Source organism: Sphingomonas endophytica (assembly GCF_014199415.1).
GTDB lineage: Bacteria > Pseudomonadota > Alphaproteobacteria > Sphingomonadales > Sphingomonadaceae > Sphingomonas > Sphingomonas endophytica.
In genome coordinates this window covers 36,694-56,229 of the sequence record NZ_JACIJN010000001.1, presented here as the reverse complement: position 1 = coordinate 56,229, position 19,536 = coordinate 36,694, and the positions used below count along the sequence as shown (strand labels likewise).

Below are 19,536 nucleotides of genomic sequence, written 5' to 3'. Positions count from 1 at the left end.
GACATCCTGCTCCGGTGTTCGGGCTCGATGAGCGAGCGGAGCGCTTCGGTCATCGAGACAGGCCGACGACTCACTGCGGGCGTCGGGCGGGTTCAGGCGTCAGCCACGCCGCGAACTGCTGCGGGGACGCAGCGTGTCGAGTGCGTCGGCATTGTCGCGCCCCCACGCATAGAGCAACTCGACCGGCTCGACGAACCGCCGGCCGAGCGGCGTCAGGCGATATTCGACCATCGGCGGCATCACGCTCTCGACATGGCGGCTCACCAGCCCGCTCGCTTCCATTTCACGGACGGTCTGGGTCAGCATCTTCTTGGAGATGCCCGGCAGGCTGCGCTGGAGCACGCCGGTGCGCGCGGCGCCGCCATGTCGGGCGTGCAGCGTGTGGAGCACCATGCTGGTCCATTTGGTCGCGAACAGCTCCAGCACGCGGCGCGGTGCGCAATCCTCCCGCCATTCCTCGTCGCGCGTGCCGGGCTGCATGTGGTTACCTTCTGGTGCCTGGGGAGGCGGATGGTGCCGTCTAGAACCACCGCCCTGCACTGCCTAGCTGTCGTAAAGACAAGGAGATGTTATGGCGAAGACGGCATTGGTGGCAGGCGCGAGCGGGATCGTCGGCGCAGCCACGGCGGCGCTGCTGGTCGAGCGGGGCTGGACGGTACACGGGCTGGCCCGCGGTCCCGCCCCCCAACTCGGCGTGCAGCCGGTCGCGGCCGACCTGCAGGACGCGGACACGACCGCCGCCGCGCTGCGCGACGTCCACCCGGACGCGGTGTTCATCACCACCTGGGCGCGGCAGGACAGCGAGGCGGAGAACATCCGCGTCAACGGCGCGATGGTGCGCAACCTGCTCGACGCGCTGCCGCGTCCGACCGGGCCGCGCCACGTCGCTTTGGTCACCGGACTCAAACATTATCTCGGACCGTTCGAGGCCTATGGCAAAGGCACGCTGCCGCAGACGCCGTTCCGCGAGGAGCAGGGCCGGCTCGACGTCGAGAATTTCTATTATGCGCAGGAAGACGAACTGTTCGCCGCGGCGGCGCGCGACGGCGTTACCTGGAGCGTGCATCGGCCGCACACCGTGATCGGGCTGGCGGTCGGCAATGCGATGAACATGGGGACGACGCTGGCGGTCTATGCGACACTGTGTCGCGAGACGGGGCGCGCGTTCACCTTCCCCGGCTCGGCGGCGCAATGGTCGGGATTGACCGACATGACCGACGCCGGACAGCTCGCGCGGCATTTGCTGTGGGCGACCGAGACCGAAGCCGCCCACGATCAGGCGTTCAACGTCGTGAATGGCGATGTCTTCCGCTGGCAGTGGATGTGGGAGCGGATCGCCTCGTGGTTCGGCGTCGCGGCAGCGCCGTTCGACGGGGTCATGCGTCCGCTCGAGCAGCAGATGGCGGACGATGCGGCGCTATGGCGCGAGATCGCGACGCGCGAGGGGCTTGCCGAGCCCGATCTCTCGCGCCTCGCCTCGCCCTGGCACACCGACGCCGATCTCGGACGACCGATCGAGGTGGTGACCGACATGAGCAAGAGCCGGCGGCTCGGCTTTCCTGACTACCAGCCGACCGACGACGCGTTCTTCGCGCTCTTCGACCGGCTGCGCGCGGCGCGCCTGATCCCCTGAGACGGAGGCCGCCCGCCCGCCGCAGCGGATGGGCGGTGCCCGACGTCACAGCCGCAGCGAGACGCCTGCGACGATCTGGCGACCGGGCAGGTCATAGCCCATGATCGTGTTGCCGCGCAGCAGCCCGATCCGCGAGCGGCTGTCCGGGACGATCGGCGGGTCGCGATCGAACAGGTTGCTGGCGGCGAGGCGGAACGTCATGCGCTTGTTGATATCGAGCGACAGCGCTAGGTCGATCTGCTCATAGGCGTCGATGCCCGGATATTGATCGCGCCGGGCGCTCTCGTGCTGTGCCGGTGTCCGCCGGGCGAACAAGGACGTCGGCATGCCGCCGCGGTGCCGCAAAATCAGGCGGCGCGTCGCTCGCGCGCTGGCGCCGATCGGGCGGTGTCGGGAGCGTCGATCGCGAAGCGCGCGACCTGGCGCGCCAGTTCGTCGGCCTCGCCCGCCAGACTGCGCGCCGCGGCGGTCGCCTGTTCGACCATCGCGGCATTCTGCTGGGTCACCCCGTCCATTTCGGAGACCGCGGTGTTCACCTGCTGCAGCCCGATCGCCTGCTGCTCGGCCGCCGCGCTGATCGCGGACATGAGGGTGCTGATGTCGCTGATCCGGGCATTGATCGTCTGCAGCGCGGCGCCGGCCTCGCCCACCAGCTCGACCCCCAGATCGACCTGCTCGGTCGATGCGGTGATCTTGACCTTGACGTCCTTCGCGGCGTCGGCGGAGCGTTGCGCCAGCGCGCGGACCTCCGACGCGACGACCGCAAAGCCCTTGCCCGCGTCGCCGGCGCGCGCCGCCTCGACCCCGGCGTTCAGCGCCAGCAGGTTGGTCTGGAAGGCGATCGCATCGATCACGCTGATGATATCGCTGATCTCGCTCGACGCGCGCTCGATCCCGCCCATGGCGTCCACCGCGCGCCGGACCACGTCGCCGGACGTCGCCGCCTCGTGGCGCGCGGCGGTGACGATCTTGTCGGCCTGCGCGGCGTCCCTGGCGGTTTGCCGGACGGTGCTGGTGATCTCCTCCATCGCCGCGGCGGTCTCCTCGAGGCTGGCCGCCTGCTGCTCGGTGCGTTGCGACAGATCGTCGGAGGCGGAGCGGATATCCGCCGCGCCGCTCTTGATGTCGCTCGATGCGCGCATCACCGCCGCCATCACCTGCGCCATCGCCCCGATCGCGCGGTTGAAATCCTGTTCGAGCCGGGCATAGGCGGGCGGAAAATGCGACAAGCGTGTGCCGAGGTCGGCATTCGCGAGCCGCTTCAACCCCGCCTCCATATTCTCCATTACCGCCTGACGCTCGCGATCGTCGCGCTGCTTGCCGATCGCCGCCTCCTGGAAGACGAGCACCGCCTTGGCGATCTTGCCGATCTCGTCGCCGCGCTCGATGCTGGGAACGGTGAGGTCGGTGCGCCCCGCCGCCATCTCGACCATGATCCCGGCGATGTCGACCACCGGCCGCGCCATCGAGCGCGACAGCAGCCAGCCGAGCACGCCCGCCAGCGAGACCGCGAACAACCCGCCCAGCCCCAGCGCCAGCTCGACCATCAACTCGGCGTGGCGTTGCTCGACATCCTGACGCGCGACCCAAGCCGCCTGCGCGGCGCGGATCTCCTTGTGAACCTTGCGGATCGCGCCGAGCTGCTTGGCGCCGGCCAGCTCGCGCGCGGTCTCGCGCGTCGCCGGGTCGCGATAGGCGGCGAGCGTCGGGGCGACCCTGGTCGCCTGCCAGTCGGCGACCGCGGCAAGGAATTCGTCGACGCGCCGGCGCTGATCGGGGCGTGGCGCGCTCTGCTTGAGCCGGGCAGCGGCGGCGGTGATTGCGGCCCGGTTCTCCTCATGCGTATCGAGGAACGCCTGCTTGCCGAGCAGCACATAACCACGCACCGCGCTCTGCCCCTCGACCACCCCGGTCAGCATGTCGTCGGCATGATCGGAGGCTTGCTTGGCCTGATCGCGCTCGACCGCGACCTCGTGCAGCCGCATGACGTTGACGAACACCACCGCGCTGACCGCGGCGAAGGTGGCGATCAGCGACGCGAAGGCCAGCGCCAGCTTGCGGGGTATCGAAAGATCTCGAAACGTCACGGCTTCCCTCTCGTCTTCCGCGGGAAGCTAGCATCGCGACCGTTAACGCAGCGCTAAGCGCGCAAATACCAGCCGCGACGGTCCATGTAGGCGATCGGATACCAGACAATCGCGACGAACAGCGCCACCGGCGCCAGCGCCGCGACCTGCGTTCCGACGAGCGGCGCCAGCCATTTGAACGGCAACTGGATCGCATCGCCGGTCAGGATGATCGACGCGACCTCGTGCAGCACATAAGCGGCGATCGCGTTGCGGCCGAAGCTGCCGAAGAAATCGCCCTTTCGCGCGGGTCGGTCGCCGCGATCGAACCAATTGTGGAACAGCCCGAGCAGGACCATGGTGATCCCGGTCGACACCAGCACGAAGCTGCTGGTCCACAGATTCTTGGCGATCGGGAACACCATGCCCCATGCCAGCCCGACGACGATCGCGCCCAGTCCTGCGACGAGCAACGCTTTGGCGGAGCGGTCGACCGGCAGTCCGCGCCGCAGCCAGTCGCCCGCCAGCGTGCCGAGCAGCGCCTGCGCCAGCGCCGGCAGCGTGCCGAGCACGCCTTCGGGATCATAGCCGGACGGCCCTTTCACGTAGCGCCACTCGCCCAGCACCAGCCGGTCGACCCAAGACACGAAATTGTCGCCCGGCACCCAGAGGTCGGTCGCGCCGCCGCCCGGCACCGGCAACAGGCACAGGCCCCAGTAGCCGAGCAGCAAGGCGCCGGCCGCGATCGCCCGCGCGCGCGTCGTCATCCGCGGATAGAGCAAGGCGCAGATGGCGAAGACGATGCCGATCCGTTGCAGCACGCCGGGCAGGCGCACGCCATGTTTGTGGAAGTCGGCGAGGAAGAACATGTGCCCGAGCAGCAGGCCGAGCAGGATCATCCGCCCCGCGCGGGCCAGCACGCGGCGGGTGGCCGCCGCGCTCGCCGCATCGCCGCGCGACGCGATCGCGATCGAGACCCCGACCATCGTCAGAAAGGCCGGGAACACCGTGTCGGCCAGCGTGAAGCCGACCCAGTCGGCATGGAGCAACGTCGCGAACACCGGCTTGTCGAGGGACTGGACGCCAGCGGTGGCGTTGACGGTGATCATCCCCGCCACCGTCACCCCGCGCAGCAGGTCGAGCGAGCGCAACCGACGCCCGGCGCGATCGTGCGGGTCGCGCGGTCCGGTCGCGGTCGGTCCCGGCGGCGTGACGACTGACTCCGTGGCGGCGGCCATTGCGATCTCCCGTGCCTGAGGCGGCCGTCAATAAGTGACGCACAAAGCTGGATAAAAGCTTTGTCGGTGATGCTCAACCGCTTGGCTCGCTTCCCCGGCGGGCATGGCGCCGCTATGCGGAATCGCAGCCAAGGGGGACTTGATGGGTTCGATCGGGAGCACGTTGTCGGATCGGCAGGCGGTCTGGGCGTTCGTGCTCGGCTGCGTCGCGGTAACGCTCGGCGTCGTCGCGCATCTGCCGATGTTCGCGATGGCGCGCGCGATGCATTATCGGCTCGCGGGCATGCCGATGGACGACCTGATGGTCGGCGGCATGGCGCTGATCATCGTCGGGACGGTGATCGCGGGCTATGGCCTGCTGCCGCGCAACGTCGCGGCGCAGCGCGCAGCGGCGGCGGAGATCGTCGTCGCCGCGCCCGAGGACGCGCCGCTCGGCGCGGCGCATTGGGGATTGATGGCGGTGCTGGTCGTGGCGCTGGTGATCGACGTCATGAAGCCCGCGTCGCTCGGCTTCACCGTGCCGGGCATGATCGCCGAATATGGTGTGCCCAAGAAGACGGTGTCGCTCGTCCCGTTCTTTGCGCTGGCGGGGACCGTCGCCGGATCGGTGCTGTGGGGCTGGATCGCCGACGTCTATGGCCGCAAGGCGTCGATCCTGCTGTCGGCGGTGATGTTCGTGGGCACGTCGATCTGCGGCGCGATGCCCAGCCTCGCGTGGAACATCGCGATGTGCTTTATGATGGGCGCGGCGGCGGGCGGGATGCTGCCCGTCACCTATGCGCTGCTCGCCGAAATGATGCCGAGCCGTCACCGCGGCTGGAGCCTCGTGCTCGTCGGCGGCATGGGCGCGGTCGGCGGCTATTTCGCGGCGAGCGGAATGTCGGCGGTGCTGCAACCGGTGTTCGGGTGGCGGATCCTGTGGCTGGCGAACCTGCCGACCGGGCTGACCCTGGTGCTGCTCGGGGCGTTGATCCCCGAATCGGCCAAGTTCCTGCTCGCGCGCGGCCGGGTCGCGGAGGCCGAGGTGGTGATGCGCCGGTTCGGTGCCACCGCGCAGGCGGCGCGTCCGCCGCGTGTCGCAGCACCGCGCGCGCCGGCGTTGCGCGGTCTCCACCTTTACGGAAAGCTCGCCGCGCTGAGCATCTGCGCCCTGTCCTGGGGGCTGGTCAATTTCGGGCTGTTGTTGTGGCTGCCGGCTGATCTGGTCGCCAGGGGCTATTCGGTCGGCGTGTCGAGCCGGCTGCTCGCCGAGAGTGCGCTGATCGCCTTTCCGACGGTGTTCGTCGCGGCGCTGCTCTACAGCCGCTGGAGCACCAAATGGGCGCTGGCGACGATGATCGCGCTGACGCTGGCCGGGCTGCTCCTCGTGCTGCGGCTGGAGATGGCGGGCGGCGGCAGCCCGGTGCTGCCGGTCGCGCTGCTGATCGTCGGCACGAACGGGATCATCGCGATCGTCCTGCCCTATGCCGCGGAGAGTTTCCCGATGCGGGTCCGCGGCCGCGCCACCGGCTGGGTCGCCGCCTGCACCAAGGCCGGCGGGCTGATCGCGCAGGGGCTGACGATCGGCGGGGTCGCGCTGTCGATGGGCAGTGCCGCGGTGCTGGTGATGGTGCCGACCGCGCTGGCGTTCGTGCTGGTCGGATGGTTCGGGCGCGAGACGCGCGGGCGCGACCTGCGCGATCTCGACTAGCCGAGCGCATCCAGCCGCACCGGCGCGAAGTCGTGGACGTCCACCCCGACGTCGAACTGGCGCGGCATCGGCTTCAGCCGCCCATGACTATGCCCGTGAAGGTTGAGCGCGCCCTTGTGCTGACCGTTCCAGCTGCGGAACGGATAGTGGCACAGGATGAGCTTTCGGCCATCCAGCGCGATTTCGGCGTAATCGCCGACGCTCGCCCAGCCTGTCGCCGCCGCGGTGCCGTCGGGATCGTTGTTGCCGCGCAGCAGGTGCTTGGTCCCGTGCAGCCGCGCGAGCAGTGCCGGCACCGCGTCGGCGCGGCGTGCGACATCGCCGAGGTGCCAGACGATGTCGCCCGGCGCGACGACCGCGTTCCACCGCGCGATCAGCAGCTCGTCCATCTCGGCCACGCTGGCAAAGGGCCGCCGCTGGATGTTGATCGTGCGGTGGTCGCCGAAATGGGTGTCGGCGGTGAAGAAGACCGTCATGTCCAGTAGAGGATCCGCGCGCAGGGCAGTGTGGCGGCGATCCGCTCCTCGAAGAAGCGGCGCAGCGCGCGCATCGTCGCAGCGTCGTACACCTGTTTCTCGGTCCCGAACTTGGTGCGCTTGGTGGTGCGGCCGGTCATGCCCATGTCGAGCGACGAACCGGGGTACCAGCTCTCCAGCACCGCCTTGGATCCGGCGGTGAAGCGATGGGTGATGAGCTCGATGGTCAGGTCGACCGCGGGCAGATCGGCGAAGCTCGCCGCAACCTCGTCGAGCAGCGCGCCATAGGCCGCTTCCCAGCCCGAAGCGGCGATGATCGGCGCGATCGTCAGCCCGACCGGATAGCCCGCCACCGCCATCCGCGCGAGCGCGTCCAGCCGCGCCGACACCGGCGACGTGCCGCCCTCGAAGCGCGCGAACAGCGGCGGGTTGATCGAGGCCCGCATCCGCGTCCGCCCGTGATGATCGAGGGCGAGCAGCGGGCCGACATCGGCGAACTTGCTCGTGAAGCGGAGTTGCACGGCTGCGTCCCATTGGCCGAACCACGCGATCGTCGCGGACAGCGCGCCCGTGACCGGCTCCAGCGCGAGCGGATCGGTGTAGCAGGACGCCTCGAATGTCGTGCCCTCGTGCGCGCGGTCGCGGCTGCCCGAGGTGACCCGTCCCTGCCCGACATAGGCCGCCAGCCCGTCAAGAATCTCGTCGAGATTGGCGTAGACGCGCGTGATCGGCGGCCCCTTCAACGATCCGGCGAGATAGCAATAGCTGCAATGCGCCGGGCAGCCTTCGGCGAGATCGACCCGCCAGTCGGCGCTCGGTGCGATCGGCTGGAGCCGCCGCTTCGAGGGCGGCGCCACCACCACCGCCAGCGTCGACTTCGCCGCCGCATAGGCGCGGCGCGGATCGTCGGGCAGGTCGAGCGTCACGCGGTCGCCGCGCAGCTCGACAACCTCGACGCCGAGCGCCGCGGCGCGGTTCACGATCGCCCGCCCTTGCGCGAAGCCGAGCGACGAGCGCGTCACCAGCAACTGTCGTGGACGCCAGCCGGCGCCGGCCGCGATACCTTGCTGTCGTGCAACCGCCATGCGACCCGAACGGCTGACGCGTGCGAACGGTCCGCGTCGATGGCGGCCCGACGGCGTGGCCGATGCGCGGCCCCGTCCCGCCCATCGCGCCCGCTTGCGTCGCCACACGCTGCCCGACGACCGCATCGACAATGGCTTATCGCATTGCGATAGAGGCGCGATGACCGATCCTGCCGCCCGTCCCGCGCTTCGGCGCATCGCCATCGATCGTGGCGGCACCTTCACCGACGTCGTGGCCGAACACGCCGACGGCTCGATCGCGGTGACCAAGCTGCTGTCGGTCGATCCGGGACGTTACGACGATGCCGCGGTCGAGGCCGTCCGGCGGCTGACCGGGATCGCGGACGGGCCGCTGCCGCCGATCGACGTGCGGATCGGGACCACGGTCGCGACCAACGCCCTGCTCGAGCGCGGCGGCGAAGCGACGGTGCTGGCGATCACGCGCGGCTTCGGCGACGCGCTGACGATCGGCTATCAGGACCGGCCCGACATCTTCGCGCGCGCGATCCACCGGCTTCCGCCGCTCGCCGCGGAGGTGATCGAGATCGACGAGCGGCTCGATGTCGACGGGGAGGTCCTCCGCGCGCTCGACCTCGCCGCCGCCGAGCGCGCGTTCCGTGCGGCCTTCGATGCCGGACGGCGCAGCATCGCGATCGTGCTGATGCACGGCTGGCGGCATCCGGCGCACGAGCAGGCGCTCGCCGAACTCGCGCAGCGGATCGGCTTTGCGCAGGTCTCGGCCAGCCATCGCGTCTCGCCGCTGGTGCGGCTGGTCGCGCGCGGCGACACGACCACCGCCGACGCTTACCTGACCCCGGTGTTCCGGCACTATGTCGACGGGTTGCAGGCGGCGTTCGACCGGACCGGTACGTCGCTGTTCATGCAATCCTCGGGCGGGCTTGCCGATGCGCGCGCGGTGAGCGGCAAGGACGCGCTGCTGTCCGGTCCGGCGGGCGGGATCGTCGGCATGGCGGCGGCGGCACAGGCCGCGGGCGTGGCGCGCGTGATCGGCTTCGACATGGGCGGTACCTCCACCGACGTCTCGTTGTGGGCGGGCGGGTTCGAGCGACGGCAGGAAGCGGTGATCGGCGGCGTGCGCGTCTCGGCGCCGATGCTCCGGATAGACACGGTCGCGGCGGGCGGCGGGTCGATCTGCCGCTTCGACGGCGGGCGGTTCGTCGTCGGACCGGAGTCCGCGGGGGCCGATCCCGGCCCGGCCTGTTACCGGCGCGGCGGACCGCTGACGGTGACCGACTGCAACCTCGTGCTCGGCAAGGTGGTGCCGGCGCATTTCCCGGCGGTGTTCGGCGCCGGGCGCGACCAGCCGCTCGATCGCGCCGCGTCGCTGGCCCGGCTCGACGCCTTGCTTGACGAGGTCGCCGCGGCGACCGGCGCGCGGCCGGAGCGGATCGCGGCCGCCGAGGGGCTGGTGGCGATCGCGGTCGCCAATATGGCCGGCGCGATCAAGGCGGTGTCGGTGGCGCGCGGACATGATCCGGCCAGCTATGCGCTGATGAGCTTCGGGGGTGCCGGCGGGCAACATGCCTGTCTGGTCGCCGATGCGCTGGGGATGACCGAGGTGCTGGTCCATCCGCTTGCGGGCGTCCTGTCGGCGTGGGGGATCGCGCTTGCCGACCGCCGCAGCGTGCGGCAGCGGACGGTCGGGCAGCCGCTCGCGGAGCACGGCTGGCGAAGGGCCATCGACGAACTGGCCGCGGCGGCAGCGGCGGAGCTGGGATCGCAGGCGCGGCTCGAGGCGAGCGCGACGCTCCGGTACGCGCGTACCGATCAGGGTATCGATGTCGCGGTCGACGACGAGGCGGCGATGGCCGCGGCCTTCACCGTCGCGCATCGCGACCGGTTCGGGTTCGACGGCGACGACCTGCTGATCGTCGAGCGTGTCCAGGTCGAAGCGGTGCTGCCGACGCGCGCGCCGACGATGGCCGCCGCCGCGCAGGACGGCGCCGCCGTGCCCGAGATCGTCGAGGCGGCGCTCGGTGGGGTGGTCGCCCCTACCCCGCTCTACCGCCGCGACACGCTCGACGCGGAGGTGCGGATCGACGGTCCGGCGCTGATCGTCGACGCGACCTCGACCGTGGCGGTCGAGCCGGGCTGGTCGGCGGCGACGCTGGCCGACGGCACGTTGCGCCTGACGCGCACCGCGCCGCGCCGTATCGAGGCGGCGGATGCGACGGTCGATCCGGTGCGGCTCGCGATCTTCGCGGGGCTGTTCATGGGGCTGGCGGAAGAGATGGGCTCGGCGCTCCAGCGCAGCGCGGCGTCGGTCAACATCCGCGAGCGGCTCGACTTCTCCTGCGCGATCTTCGACGCGAACGGGCATCTGGTCGCCAACGCGCCGCACATCCCGGTGCATCTCGGCTCGATGGGAGACTGCGTCCGCCACCTGATGGCAAGCCGCGCGGCGGACGGGCGCGGCATGCGTCGCGGTGATTCCTATGCGGTCAACGATCCCTATCGTGGCGGCACCCACCTGCCCGACATCACGATCGTTCAGCCGGTCTTCGCCGGCGGCACGCGGCCGGCCTTCTTCGTCGCGGCGCGCGGGCATCACGCCGATGTCGGCGGCACCAGCCCTGGGTCGATGCCGGCGGACAGCCGCACGATCCATGACGAGGGCGTGGTGCTCGACGACGTGCTGGTGGTCGCCGACGGGCGGCTGCGCGAGGCGGAGATGCGCGCGATCTTCGCCGCCGGGCCGCACCCCGCGCGCGCCATCGACCAGAATATCGCCGACCTCACCGCGCAGCTCGCCGCCTGCGCGCGCGGTGCGGCCGGGCTGGAGCGGCTGGCCGGCGAACAGGGGCTGGCGGTCGTCAGCGCCTATATGGAGCATTTGCAGGCCCATGCCGAGACGCTGGCGCGGCGGGCGATCGCAACGCTGTCCGACGGCGCGTTCGCCTATGCCACCGACGACGGTGCGACGGTGCGCGTCGCCGTCCGTGTCGATCACGCTGCCGAAGCGCTGACGGTCGATTTCACCGGCACTAGCGCGCAACGCCCCGGCAACACCAACGCACCTTTCGCGGTCACACGCGCGGCGGTGCTCTACGTGCTGCGGACGCTGGTCGCGGAGGACGTGCCGCTCAACGACGGCTTCCTGCGCCCGGTGACCTTGATCGTCCCCGAGGGATCGATGCTCAACCCGCGCTTCCCCGCCGCCGTGGTCGCCGGCAACGTCGAGACCAGCCAGGTCATCACCGATGCGTTGCTCGGCGCGCTGGGCGTGATGGCGGCGTCGCAGGGGACGATGAACAATTTCACCTTCGGCGATGCAACGCGGCAATATTACGAGACCATCGCCGGCGGCGCGGGCGCGGGACCGGGGTTCGCCGGGGCGAGCGCGGTGCAGACGCATATGACGAACAGCCGCCTGACCGATCCGGAAATATTGGAGACGCGCTTCCCGGTGCTGCTGGAGGCGTTCGCGATCCGGCGCGGGTCGGGCGGTGCTGGCGAATGGCGGGGCGGCGACGGCGCAGTGCGGCGCGTCCGCTTCCGCGCGCCAATGCGCGCCAACATCCTGTCCAACCGGCGCGTGGTCGCGCCATTCGGGCTGCACGGCGGCGGCGACGGCGCGCTCGGGATCAACCGGATCGAGCGTGCCGACGGCCGGGTCGAGCCGCTCGCGGCGACCGCGTCCGCCGACATGGCGCCGGGCGACGTGTTCGTGATCGAGACGCCCGGTGGTGGCGGCTATGGGGCGGCGGGCTGATGCTCGTTCTGTCCGGGATTGCGGTGATCGCGCTTGGTTTCCTGCTGCGCTTCCATCCGCTGCTGGTCATCATCGTCTCGGCGTTGCTGACCGGGCTTGCGGCGGGGCTCGAGCCGCTGACGGTGCTCGCGCGTTTCGGCCATGCCTTCAACGAGACGCGCTACGTCACCGCCATCTATATGGTGCTGCCGGTCATCGGACTGCTCGAGCGTCATGGATTGCAGGAACGCGCCCGCACGCTGGTCGCGGGGCTCAAGGGGTTGACGGTCGGTCGGTTGCTGGCGAGCTACCTGCTGTTCCGGCAGATCGCCGCCGCGCTTGGTCTCACCGCGATCGCCGGCCATGCGCAGACCGTGCGGCCGCTGGTCGCGCCGATGGCCGAGGCCGCGGCGGAGCGGCAGGGCGCGGGCGCGGACGAGGACGCGCGCGCCGATCCCGAACGCGTCCGCGCGCTGGCGGCGGCGACCGACAATATCGGGCTGTTCTTCGGCGAGGACATCTTCATCGCGATCGGCTCGATCCTGCTGATGAAGGGCGTGCTGGACGGCTATGGCTTCCATATCGAGCCTTTTCATCTCTCCGTCTGGGCGATCCCGACAGCGATCGCCGCTGCCCTGATCCACGGCACGCGGCTGTGGCTGTTCGACCGCCGGCTGGCGCGGCGGCCCAGGCGATGATCGGGATCGGCTTTGTCTATCTGGTCGCGGGCAGCTTCTTCGCGGCGGCGGCGATCCTCGGGACGGTCGACCGCCGCTGGAGCAATGCGTTGTTCCATGCCTTGCTCGCGCTGTCCTTTTTCGCGGGCGACCGGCTCGGCGACATCGGCAACGGCATCCTCGTGCTGGCGCTGGTGGCGATCGCCACCTCGGGCCGAATGAAACGTGGTGAGGCGAGCACGGCGGCAGCGCCGCAAGGGCCGTTGCTCGCGCTGGCGCTCGTCATCCCCGCTGCGGCGCTGGGAGGCACCGTGCTGTTCAAGCAGATGCCGGCGCGCGTCGACCCGGCGCAAGCGACGCTCGTCGCGCTGGCGGTCGGCGCGTTGCTCGCGCTGCTGCTCTGTCATCTGTTGCTCCGCGCCGCGCCGCTCTCGGGCGTGCGGGCGGGCCGGCGGCTGCTCGACGAGATCGGCTGGGCGGCGATCATGCCGCAATTGCTCGCCAGCCTCGGCGCGGTTTTCGCGCTGGCGGGCGTCGGCGAGGTCGTGGGCGGGTTGATCGGCCGGGCGATCCCGACCGGCAGCATCTTCGGCGCGGCGCTCGCTTATGGGCTCGGCATGGCGCTGTTCACCGTCGTGATGGGCAATGCGTTCGCCGCCTTTCCGGTGATGGTGTCGGCGGTCGCGATCCCGCTGCTCGTCCACCGCTATGGCGGCGACCCGGCGCCGATCGCGGCGCTGGGGATGCTGGCGGGCTTTTGCGGCACGCTGCTGACCCCGATGGCGGCCAATTTCAACATCGTCCCCGCCGCGTTGCTCGAGTTGCGCGATCGCTACGGCGTGATCCGGGCGCAGGCGGCGACCGCCCTGCTGCTGCTGGCGTTCAATATCCTGCTCCTCTGGTGGGTGGTCCGATGACGACACTCGATCCCGTACTCGCCCGCCGTTTCGCGCGGATCACGCTCGACCATGTCGGGCGCGAATATCCCTATAAGCTCGATCATGTGCTGACCGGCGCGCACGACGCCGCGACGCCGGCCATGCTCCACCCGATCTTCCATGGCAGTTTCGACTGGCACAGCTGTGTTCATGGCTGGTGGCAGTTGCTGACGGTTCGGCGGCTGTTCCCCGACCTGCCCGAGGCGGCGGCGATCGTGGCGCGCGCCGACGCGCTGCTTACCCCGACGCTGGTCGCGGGCGAACTGGCCTATCTCGACCGGCCGCTGTCCACCGGGTTCGAGCGGCCCTATGGCTGGGCGTGGCTGCTCGCGCTCCATGCCGAGGCGGCGCGGCACGACAAAGCCTGGGCCGCGGCGCTCGCGCCGCTCGCGGCGGCCTTTGCGGAGCGGTTCAGATCCTATCTGCCCAAACTCACCTATCCGATCCGCGCGGGTACGCACGGCAATACCGCCTTCGCGCTGGTGCTGGCGCGCGACTGGGCGATGCGACACGATGCCGCGCTCGTCGCGTTGATCGACGCGCGGGCGGGTGACTGGTTCGGTGACGATCGCGGCTGCCAGGCGTGGGAGCCGTCGGGGGACGACTTCCTGTCCTCCGCCTTGGTCGAGGCCGTGCTGATGAGCCGGGTGCTCGCCGCCCCGGCGTTCGCGGCGTGGTTCGGCGCCTTCCTGCCCGATCTCGCGCGCGGCGCGCCTGCGACCCTATTCCACCCTGCGACGGTGTCGGATCGCAGCGATGGCAAGATCGCGCATCTCGACGGGCTCAATCTCAGCCGCGCCTGGTGCTGGCGCGCGATCGCCGCGGCGCTCGGTCCGGCGCATCCCGCCGCCCCGGCAATGCGCGGCACCGCCGAGCGGCATCTCGCCGCCAGCCTGCCGCACCTCGATGACGATTACATGGGCAGCCACTGGCTCGCGACCTTCGCGCTGCTCGCGACCGGGGTCGACGTCGCGGGCGGCGCGTAGCGCGCTCACCCCGGCGTTGCGGGGAAGCTCCGCGAGAGAAAGTCGATCAGCACCGCGTTCACCGCGCCGCTGGCCTCCTGCTGGAGCCAGTGACCGACGCCGGGCAGCATCGTCGTCCCGCGCAGGCCGGGCACCGTCTGCGGCAGTACATCGATCGCGGGTCTGACCGCCGGAAGGATCGGGTCGCGATCGCCGATGACGAACCATGCCGGCTGCGTGATCCCTAGCCCTGCCAGCGACGCGGTCAGTTCCCAGTTGCGTTCGATATTGCGATACCAGTTCAGCGCGCCCGCGAACCCCGTTGCGCGGAACGCGGCACCATAGCGGGCAAGGTCCTCGTCGCCGAGCCATGGCATCGGCTGGTCGGGTTCGTGGAACGCCGCCAGCGCGCCCGCCGGACCGATCATCCCGCTCCATGCGGTCGACGGCCCGGCGGAGAGGCTCCACATGATCCGGCGCATCGCCGTATCGACATCGGCCTCCAGCTCGCGCTCCGCCCTGCCGGGGGTCTGGAAATAGAGCTGGTAATAGGCATCGAGCCCGGCGCGGCGCAGCTTGGCGAGGCTGCTGATCGATCCGCGCCGCGCGAACGGCACCGACATCCCCAGCACCGCCCTGAACAGATCGGGGCGAAGCTGTGCCGCGGTCCAGGCGACCGGCGCGCCCCAGTCATGCCCGACGATCGCCGCCTCCGCGATGCCGAGCGCCTCGAGCAACGCGACCATGTCGCCGGTCAGATGGAAGATCGTGTAATGCTCGACACCGTCAGGCACGGTCGTGCCGCCATAGCCGCGCATGTCGGGCGCGATCGCGCGATAGCCGGCATCGGCAAGCGCGCGCAGCTGGTGCCGCCACGAATAGCCGAGTTCGGGAAAGCCGTGACACAGGAGGATCGCCGGTCCGCTTCCCGCCTCGATCACGTGCTGGCGGATCCCGTTCGCCTCGACCCGATATTCGCTGAACCCGCGCATCGCCGATCCTCCCCGCGCACGGATGCTAGCCAAGCCGCAGCAGCGCGTCGAGCAGCAGCACGAAGAGCAGCCCGAACACGCCGACCAGCGTTTCCATCAGCGACCAGGACCGGAACGTATCGCGCAACGACAGGCCGAAATATTCCTTGAACATCCAGAAGCCCGAGTCATTGACATGGCTGCACATCAGGCTGCCCGCCCCGATCGCCAGCACCATCAGATTGGCGTCCGCGCCGGTCGCGACGATCACCGGCTGGATCAGCCCGCCCGCGGTCAGCCCCGCGACCGTCGCCGAGCCGACCGCGATGCGGATCACGCACGCCAGCAGCCAGCCGAGCGCGAGCGGGGGCAGCGGCAGGCCGGCGAGTTGCGTGGCGAGCACCTTGTCCGCCCCGCTCTCCACCAGCACCTGCTTCAACCCGCCGGCGCCCGCGATGATGAGCAGGATCGGCGCGATGTCGCGGATCGCGACCGTGAAGCCGTCCATGATCTCGGCGCGGGTCAGTCCGGCGCTCCGCCCCAGCGCGACGATCCCGACCGCGATCGACAGCAGCAGCACGTTGGTGGGATGCCCGACGAACGCGATCGCGGTGGCGGTGGCCGGGGGAAGCGGCGCATAGTGCAGCGCGGTCGCCCCGGCGATGAGGATCACCGGCAGCAGCGCGCAGACGAAGCTGGCGAACGCGCCGGGCCGCGCGCGGTCGCCGGACGCCACCGCCGCGTCGAACAAGGGCGAGCGCGGCGTGGCGATGCCCTTGAGCGTCGTCGCGAACAGCGGGCCGGCGATCGCCAGCGTGGGGAGCCCGACGATCAGGCCGTAGATCAGCGTGACGCCCAGATCGGCGCCGAGCTGCGCCACCACCGCGGTCGGCGACGGGTGCGGCGGCAGGAAGCCGTGCGCGATCGACAGGCCGGCGAGCAACGGGATGCCGACATGCACCGCCGGCAACCCCGATCGCAACACGATCGAGAAGATCAGCGGCACCATCAGCACGAAGCCGACATTGTAGAACAGCGGGATGCCGACGAGGAACCCGGTCGCCGCCATCGCGATCGGCAGCCGCGACGGCCCGCACCAGCCGATCAGCGTGTCCGCGATCCGCTGCGCCGCGCCGCTGTCGGCGATCAGCTTGCCGAGGAACGCACCGAGCACGATCGTGATAACGACCGGGCCGATCGTGTCGCCGATCCCCTTTTCGATCGCTCCGGGTATGCGCGCGAGCGGCACGCCGAGGAGCAAGGCGGCGCAGAGCGCAGCCACGACGAAGGCGAGGAACGGCGGCGCGCGCAGCGCCACCAGGACGATCAACACCCCCAGCGCCGCGACGATCGAGAACAGCATCATCCGGGATTAACCACCGCGTAGCAGAAGCGAAGTCGTTGATCGGTCATCTGCCCAGACAGCGCATTTGCCGCCTCCGCGTCAATCACGACCTTTGGCGCAGCACCTGCCGTTAACCAATTGGTGAGGCACGACCCGTAAGCGGGTCCGCTAACGTCGGGAATTTACAGTTGCGCGCTTCCTTAATCGCCACTGCCACGATCGGGGTGATGAGTGTCACCGCCCCCTCGGCGGCAGAGCTCAACGTCCCCGTCGCCACGCGGGTCATCTCGTTCCTCCAATTGCCGCCGTCCGGACCGATCCAGACCGCGATCATCTACGCCCCCGGCAACGCCGATTCTGTCGCCGAGGCAGCATCGATCGAACGCGCGATCGGCGCGGGCAAGGGCCGGATCCGGGTGAAGCGCATCGCCGTTGGTGCGCTCGGCACGCTGGCCGGAACGCAGGTGGCGTTCGTCACCGGCGGGTTGCGCGGCGAGCAGGACGAGATCGCGCAGGCCGCGACCCGCAACCATGTGGTCACGATCACCTCCGACCAGTCGTGTGTGGCGTCGGCGCGCTGCGTGGTCGCGATCGCGACCAGCCCGCGGGTCCAGATCACCGTCAATCGCGCCGCCGCGCGCGCCGTAGATGCCAAGTTCGGATCGGCATTCCTGATGCTGGTCAAGGAGATTTGATGATGCGCCATTCGCGCATGCTGGCCGCCATCGCCGCGATGGCGCTGCCCGTCGTTCCTGCCGCTGCCCAGACCGTCGATTATTCGGCGCTCGAGGCAGTGATGGGCGAGCCCGTCACCACCAGCGTCACCGGGCGTCCGCAACGCGGCTCGGAGGTGCCCGCCTCCACCGTCATCATCACCGCCGAGCAGATCGCCCGCTCGCCCGCGCATGACGTGCCGGGGCTGCTCAAGGGATATGCCGGGATCGACGTCAACCGCTGGACCGCGGGGCAAAGCGACGTGGCGGTCCGCGGCGGCGTGCAGAGCTATAACGCGCGGCTGCTGGTGCTGGTGGACGGCCGACAGGTCTATCTCGACCATTACGGCATGACCGACTGGAACCTGCTGGGCGTGCCGATCGAGGACATCCAGCAGATCGAGCTGGTACGCGGCCCGGCCAGCGCGCTGTTCGGCTTCAACGCCGCCAGCGGGGTCGTCAACATCATCACCAAAAAGCCGGGGGACGCCCCCGCGGCGACGCTGGTCGCCGCGCTCGGCGATCACGATCGCGCGCGCGTCGCCGGTTCGGTGATGGTGCCGCTTGCCGCCGGGATCGGGATCAAGCTGAGCGCGCAGCATCTGCGCGAGGACGAGCGCCGCGTGCCCGACGCCTTGCTGACGCCCGGCCGCTTGCCCGACGTGACCGCGTCGCAGGTCGCGAGCGAATTGTTCGTGCACGTCGGCCGCACCACGGCGACGGTCGGCGGCGGCTATGCCACGAACGGGCAGATGGAATATCTGCCGAGCCAGATCCTTTCGAATCAATTCTACCGCAGCGGCAACGTCCATGCGAGCGTCGCGCGCGACACCGCCTGGGGCGGGCTGACGGTCAGCGGCTTCGTCAACTGGCTGGACGCGACCTATGGCAAGGACGCGCTCAGGGACCGGCCGAACGCCGCGCTGGAAATCGACAACCGCATCGTTTCGCTCAAGGCGGCGGGGCTCTATCGCTTCGGCGACAACAACGTCATCCGGCTCGGCAGCGAATATCGCAACAACCGGATCGTCGGCGACGCGCAGTTCGCCGACACGATCAGCTACGACGTCGCGTCGGTCGACGCGATGCTCGACCTCCATTTCGGCGATCGCGTCGCGCTCACCACCGCCGCACGGTTCGACCGGCTCTGGCTGGGCGCGTCCGGGCCGGTGGCGCAGCCGGCGTTCAACGATCCGGCGAGCTTCGATCGCGCCTTCAGCCGCGTCAGCCTCAATGCGGCGTTGCTGGTGCAGGTCGGCGCCAACGGGCGTGTGCGGCTCAACGGCGGCCGCGGGTACCAATTGCCGTCGCTGACCACGTTCGGGGTCCGCATTCCGCTGGTCACCGCCACCCCGCTCCCCTTCCCCGTGTTCGTCGCGGGATCGCCGTTGCTCGACCCCGTCGGCACCTGGAGCGGCGAGCTGGGCTATGCGCATGACCTGGGCAGCACACGGCTGGAGGCGACCGGCTTCTACACCCGGACGAGCGATGCGATCGCTTCGCCGGGCGACGGGCTGCAGGATCTGCTCGAATTCCATCTCGTACCCGCCCCGGTGGCGGTCGCGCGTTTTCAGGTCGCCGGCGACTATCAGACATATGGCGTCGAACTGTCCGCTTCGGGGCGGCACGCTGCGCTGACGTGGCGGACCAACTACACCTGGACGCATACCGACGAGCAGGTCGGCAGCCTCGCCGCGCCGATCGCGCTCGCCTTCTCGCCGCGTGCCACCACGCCGCAGCACAAGGCGAACGTCGCGCTCGGCTATGACGCCGGCGGTCGCTGGTATCTCGCCGCGCTGGCGCGATACACGTCGCCGACGCGCCAGTTCGCCTTCACGGCCATGCAGCAACTGGCATTGTTCCGCGTCGAGGATGCGATCGGGATCGATGCGCGCATCGGCTATCGCTTCACCACGCGTCTGGCTGGCTATGTCGCGGCGGAGAACCTGACGCTGGCGTCCGGCGTGGCAGGCTCGCCGATCCCCGCGGATCGCCGGCTGCGCGCCGGCCTCCGGCTGAGCATCTGA

At 70.1% G+C, this 19,536-nt stretch carries 16 protein-coding genes; 8 read left to right on the top strand and 8 right to left on the bottom strand.

Features of this window, described 5'->3' with window-relative positions; genetic code table 11:
* Window positions 1-99 precede the first annotated feature (99 nt).
* A complete protein-coding gene (locus FHS97_RS00250; RefSeq protein ID WP_184032311.1) occupies window positions 100-480 on the bottom strand; it encodes a winged helix-turn-helix transcriptional regulator in 381 nt (126 codons plus the stop codon).
* A 91-nt stretch (window positions 481-571) separates the two neighbouring features.
* Between FHS97_RS00250 and FHS97_RS00245 the strand changes: the two genes are divergently transcribed.
* Window positions 572-1,633, top strand: a complete 1,062-nt coding sequence (locus FHS97_RS00245; RefSeq protein WP_184032309.1) for an SDR family oxidoreductase — start codon at window positions 572-574, stop codon at window positions 1,631-1,633.
* Between the two features lie 45 nt (window positions 1,634-1,678).
* On the opposite strand, the gene FHS97_RS00240 is transcribed toward FHS97_RS00245, so the two are convergent.
* The 3 genes from FHS97_RS00240 to FHS97_RS00230 are packed head-to-tail and all read right to left on the bottom strand — an operon-like array spanning window position 1,679 to window position 4,937.
* Window positions 1,679-1,960, bottom strand: a complete 282-nt coding sequence (locus tag FHS97_RS00240) for a TonB-dependent receptor (protein ID WP_184032308.1) — start codon at window positions 1,958-1,960, stop codon at window positions 1,679-1,681.
* 20 nt (window positions 1,961-1,980) lie between these two features.
* On the bottom strand, window positions 1,981-3,720 hold the full coding sequence (locus FHS97_RS00235; RefSeq protein WP_184032307.1) for a methyl-accepting chemotaxis protein: 1,740 nt from the start codon (window positions 3,718-3,720) through the stop codon (window positions 1,981-1,983).
* A 53-nt stretch (window positions 3,721-3,773) separates the two neighbouring features.
* Entirely contained in the window at window positions 3,774-4,937 is a 1,164-nt protein-coding gene (locus FHS97_RS00230; protein WP_184032306.1) for an acyltransferase family protein, read from the bottom strand.
* Window positions 4,938-5,079: 142 nt separating this feature from the next.
* On the opposite strand from FHS97_RS00230, the gene FHS97_RS00225 reads away from it, so the two are divergent.
* Entirely contained in the window at window positions 5,080-6,627 is a 1,548-nt protein-coding gene (locus FHS97_RS00225; protein ID WP_184032305.1) for an MFS transporter, read from the top strand.
* Here FHS97_RS00225 and FHS97_RS00220 read toward each other — a convergent pair.
* Both FHS97_RS00220 and FHS97_RS00215 read right to left on the bottom strand, forming a co-directional pair.
* The gene (locus FHS97_RS00220) at window positions 6,624-7,103 is read right to left on the bottom strand and encodes a metallophosphoesterase family protein (RefSeq protein WP_184032303.1); all 480 of its coding nucleotides are present in this window, start codon (window positions 7,101-7,103) and stop codon (window positions 6,624-6,626) included. The genes FHS97_RS00225 and FHS97_RS00220 overlap by 4 nt on opposite strands.
* Entirely contained in the window at window positions 7,100-8,188 is a 1,089-nt protein-coding gene (locus FHS97_RS00215; protein WP_184032301.1) for an SPL family radical SAM protein, read from the bottom strand. The genes FHS97_RS00220 and FHS97_RS00215 overlap by 4 nt, the downstream gene beginning before the upstream one ends.
* A 160-nt stretch (window positions 8,189-8,348) precedes the next feature.
* Here FHS97_RS00215 and FHS97_RS00210 point away from each other — a divergent pair, with 160 nt between their 5' ends.
* The 4 genes from FHS97_RS00210 to FHS97_RS00195 are packed head-to-tail and all read left to right on the top strand — an operon-like array spanning window position 8,349 to window position 14,501.
* A complete protein-coding gene (locus FHS97_RS00210) occupies window positions 8,349-11,921 on the top strand; it encodes a hydantoinase B/oxoprolinase family protein (RefSeq protein ID WP_184032299.1) in 3,573 nt (1,190 codons plus the stop codon).
* Window positions 11,921-12,598 (top strand): DUF969 domain-containing protein, encoded by a 678-nt coding sequence (locus tag FHS97_RS00205; RefSeq protein ID WP_184032297.1) that lies wholly within the window; start codon window positions 11,921-11,923, stop codon window positions 12,596-12,598. Before FHS97_RS00210 ends, FHS97_RS00205 begins: the two co-directional genes overlap by 1 nt.
* A complete protein-coding gene (locus FHS97_RS00200; RefSeq protein ID WP_184032986.1) occupies window positions 12,595-13,494 on the top strand; it encodes a 5-oxoproline transporter, DUF979 family subunit in 900 nt (299 codons plus the stop codon). Before FHS97_RS00205 ends, FHS97_RS00200 begins: the two co-directional genes overlap by 4 nt.
* Window positions 13,491-14,501, top strand: a complete 1,011-nt coding sequence (locus FHS97_RS00195; RefSeq protein WP_184032295.1) for a DUF2891 domain-containing protein — start codon at window positions 13,491-13,493, stop codon at window positions 14,499-14,501. Before FHS97_RS00200 ends, FHS97_RS00195 begins: the two co-directional genes overlap by 4 nt.
* A 5-nt stretch (window positions 14,502-14,506) precedes the next feature.
* Here the strand turns inward: FHS97_RS00195 and FHS97_RS00190 are convergent, their stop codons facing one another.
* Together FHS97_RS00190 and FHS97_RS00185 are read right to left on the bottom strand one after the other, a co-directional pair.
* A complete protein-coding gene (locus tag FHS97_RS00190) occupies window positions 14,507-15,472 on the bottom strand; it encodes an alpha/beta fold hydrolase (protein WP_184032294.1) in 966 nt (321 codons plus the stop codon).
* Between the two features lie 25 nt (window positions 15,473-15,497).
* Entirely contained in the window at window positions 15,498-16,817 is a 1,320-nt protein-coding gene (locus tag FHS97_RS00185) for a GntP family permease (protein ID WP_184032292.1), read from the bottom strand.
* Window positions 16,818-17,023: 206 nt separating this feature from the next.
* Between FHS97_RS00185 and FHS97_RS00180 the strand changes: the two genes are divergently transcribed.
* Both FHS97_RS00180 and FHS97_RS17590 read left to right on the top strand, forming a co-directional pair.
* Window positions 17,024-17,491 (top strand): YfiR/HmsC family protein, encoded by a 468-nt coding sequence (locus tag FHS97_RS00180; protein WP_184032290.1) that lies wholly within the window; start codon window positions 17,024-17,026, stop codon window positions 17,489-17,491.
* Window positions 17,492-17,493: 2 nt separating this feature from the next.
* On the top strand, window positions 17,494-19,536 hold the full coding sequence (locus tag FHS97_RS17590) for a TonB-dependent receptor plug domain-containing protein (RefSeq protein WP_184032289.1): 2,043 nt from the start codon (window positions 17,494-17,496) through the stop codon (window positions 19,534-19,536).